Source organism: Streptomyces sp. NPDC054956, assembly GCF_053609185.1.
On the sequence record NZ_JBSGXB010000523.1, the window covers coordinates 1 to 3121 of the forward strand.

A 3121-nucleotide genomic window follows, 5' to 3' on the forward strand; every position below is an offset into this window, starting at 1 on the left:
GTGCCGCCCTCAGCCCGGCGGGCCATCGTCCTCGCCGCGGCCCGTGCCTCGGGTCACAAGGTGGCGCCCGCGCCACAGGCGGCCGCGGCAGTGGTGCCGTGCACGGCTCCACCCTGCTCCTGCCCTCAGGTAGTCAGGTGACGGATGAACAAGCTCGGGATGGTCCGCCTCGTACCGATCGCCGTGGGTCGCCAGCATCGCCCAGTGCCAGGCCTCGTCGTGAAAGATCAGCCCTCGGTTGGCCGCTTCGGCGGGCTCGTACGGATACCGCACCAGGGCGGCTTCACCGGCTTCTTCCGGAGACAACCCGCCACAGCCCAACGGTAGGTTCAGCGCGAACGTCAGTCGAGACGAGCGTCGAGCTCAGGTCGATGCGGTGCGCGCACGCATGCGGTGCGCGGTTCGCAGTCCCTGGTTGGCGGCGGTTGCCACGAGGCCGCCGAGGGTGGTCTTGGCGAAGTCGCGGGCGGCGAGGCGTTCCAGTGCGGGCAGGGACCGGTCGTCGGCGGTGGAGCCGAGAGCGCGGCAGGCCAGTGCTCGGAGGTCCGGGTCGGGATGGGTGGTGAGGGTGATGAGGTCGTCCACCACCGGCGGGCCGAAGGCGGCGATCGCTGAGGCGAGATGACTGGCCCTCGGGTTCCGGCGCTCCGTCATGGCCTGCCAGAGCACAGCGAGTGCCCGGTCTCCGCCGATCTGGCCGAGCGCCATGGCGGCCCTGCTGCGCACCCGGCTGGTCTCGTCGTTCAGCCGGGCCGCCAGGGCTGGCACGGCGGTCTGTTCCTCAAGGAGGCCGAGCGCCTCGCAGGCACCCTCGCGGACCATCGGATCGGGATGCTCCAGCAGAGCGGTGATCAGCGGAACGGCCCGGCGGAAGCCGAGTTCGGCACAGGCGAGCGCCGACCACCGCACCCCGCGGTGCCCTGTGTCGGCGAGCGCGCGCAGCAGGCCCGGTTCGATGCTCGCGTCGCCGAACAGGGCGATCCGGTCGAGTGCCTTGGTCCAGACGGTGACGTCCTGCGTCCGGTGGTCGGAGGCGACCTCGGACAGGGCCGTCCGGGCCTGCGGATGGCCGAGCTCGGCCCACTCCAGCAGGGCGTCGATCGCCCGCAGTCGGATCGTACGGTTGCCGCTCAGCTCGGCGGCGTGGACGGTGACGAGGGATGTCGGCCCGTCCGGCGGGTGGCCGAGTGCGTCCCCGAGGGGGCCGGCGAGCGGTGGTTCGAGCTCGCCCAACCGCAGGGCCAGTGGGCCGATTCGGGTGCCGACGTCCGCGTCGTAGTGGCCGCCGCCCCGCAGGTTCGCGGCCAGCTTGGCGACCGTACGGAACAGCAGCCATGCGGGGTCCGATGAGGAATCAGCGAGGGCGTCGAGGTGGCCGGACATCGCCGCGGTGACGGCGGCCGGCGGGCGACCGGTGGCCTCCAGGACCGCCTCCGCCCAGGCCAGTGGCTCGCCCTGGCGCTCGTAGAGCTGGCGACCCCACAGACGGAGGACGGCGTCACGGTGGTCGGTCATCCCAGGATCGTTCCAGCAGGGAACACCGACAGCCAACGGGTTTTCCTCGCGGTCGGGTGGGTGACAGATCAGCTCGGCATTGTTTCGGCAGTCTTTTGCCACGGGCACCATCAATGGTCAGCGTCCCCTGGGGAATCGTGACTGCCAGGTGGCGATGGCTGTCTCGACGAACACAGATCGCACCGCCAGGCGACTCTCGTCGACTTCGAGCGCTGTCACCGTCGGATGCCGATTCGCCAGTCGGGCGGGGACGGGGACGAAATCGCAGCCCGCCTTCGGGCACCCGCCCCGCGCGTTGGCATGCGGGCCCTCCTCGAGCTGCAGCTCCGGGCCCGGCCCGCCGGAGAACCTCCCGGGCCGCGCCGTGCCGTGCCTCAGCCGCGGGACGGGTCCGGGAGGCCGGCGAGTGCAGCCGACAGCCCGGCGCGGGAGGTGATGCGGAGCTTGCGGAAGACACGGGTGAGGTGACCCTCGACCGTCTTGGTGGAGATGTAGAGGTCGGTGGCGATACGCCTGTTGCTGAGCCCGCCCGCGGCCAGCTCCGAGATGCGGCGTTCCTGCTCGGACAGCATGGCGCCGAGGGGATCACGGCGACCCTCACGGGGCCTGCGGGCGCCGATGCGGCGCTGGGCGTCGACTGCGAGCGCTCCGAGGTGAGCAGAGCCGACGGCGTCGGCGAGCTGCTTGGCCCGGCCCACGGCCGTATCGGCACCCTCGATGTCGCGTACGCCGGTGAGGTGGTGCCCGAGGAGAAGGCGAGCGTGGCACTCGGCGAGGACGAGGCCTCCTTCGGCGAAGAGGTCGGCGGCCCGGCGGGACGACTCGGCGGCGGCTGCCGCATCTGCGTCGACCGCCGCTTGGGCGAGTGCGCCGTAGCCGCGCTGCCCCGGCAGGTCGACGGATTCGGCGGATTCGGTCGCGCGGGCGGACCAGGCGCGGGCCGCACGCGCGTCGCCGAGGGCCACGGCCGCCCGGGCGGCCGTGGCGAACCACTGGGGGCGCAGGGCGTGCGTGGCCGCGGAGCGGTCCGTCCCGGTGACGGTCCCCAGGATCTCCAGGCACTCGTCGGGACGGCCCTGGTCGAGGAGGAGGGGCGCGAGGACGGACGTGGACAGTTCCCACAGCCGGCCGCACCGGCTGACCGGGCCGAGGGCCCGCTCGATGCCGGGAATCGCGGCGGTCGGGCCGCTTCGTACCGCCGTCACCGCAGCGCGCAGGGCCAGGGCGTGGCCGATGGACTCCGGCCGTTCGATGAGCCGGGCGGCTTCCTCGGCGTCCGCCGCCGATGCCAGGGCGCCGTCGAGGTCGCCGGTCGCCTGTTGGGCGTGGGACCGGTACAGCAGCAGGTGGGGAAGTACAAGGGTGTGTCCGGTCCGCCGCGCGACGCGCACCCCGCGGGCCAGGTGCCGTACGGCATCGCCGTGGCGCCCGCCCAGGACCTCGGCCAGCCCCAACTGGCCCACCTCGTCGAGGAAGGTCTCCAGTTCCACGTCGCCCATGGCGTCGATCGCCCCGGCCGCCTCCGAGGCACACGTCCGCAAGGTCGCGGTCCGGCCGCTGCGGGCGGCCCCCAGCGCGCGGCAGGCGGTGGCCGCCGTACGCGTCC

At 73.2% G+C, this 3121-nt stretch carries 2 protein-coding genes; both read right to left on the reverse strand.

Annotated elements, in window-relative coordinates; all coding sequences use genetic code 11:
* Window positions 1-363: 363 nt before the first annotated feature.
* Window positions 364-1515, reverse strand: a complete 1152-nt coding sequence (locus ACWGDE_RS37705; RefSeq protein ID WP_453393596.1) for a HEAT repeat domain-containing protein — start codon at window positions 1513-1515, stop codon at window positions 364-366.
* 374 nt (window positions 1516-1889) lie between these two features.
* The coding region (locus tag ACWGDE_RS37710) for a helix-turn-helix transcriptional regulator (protein ID WP_453393597.1) at window positions 1890-3121 on the reverse strand (1232 nt) is incomplete at its 5' end.

What these genes read in the sequence shown, in the direction of transcription:
- ACWGDE_RS37705 (WP_453393596.1), bottom strand. Translation starts at nt 1,515, where the DNA reads ATGACCGACCACCGTGACGCCGTCCTCCGTCTGTGGGGTCGCCAGCTC.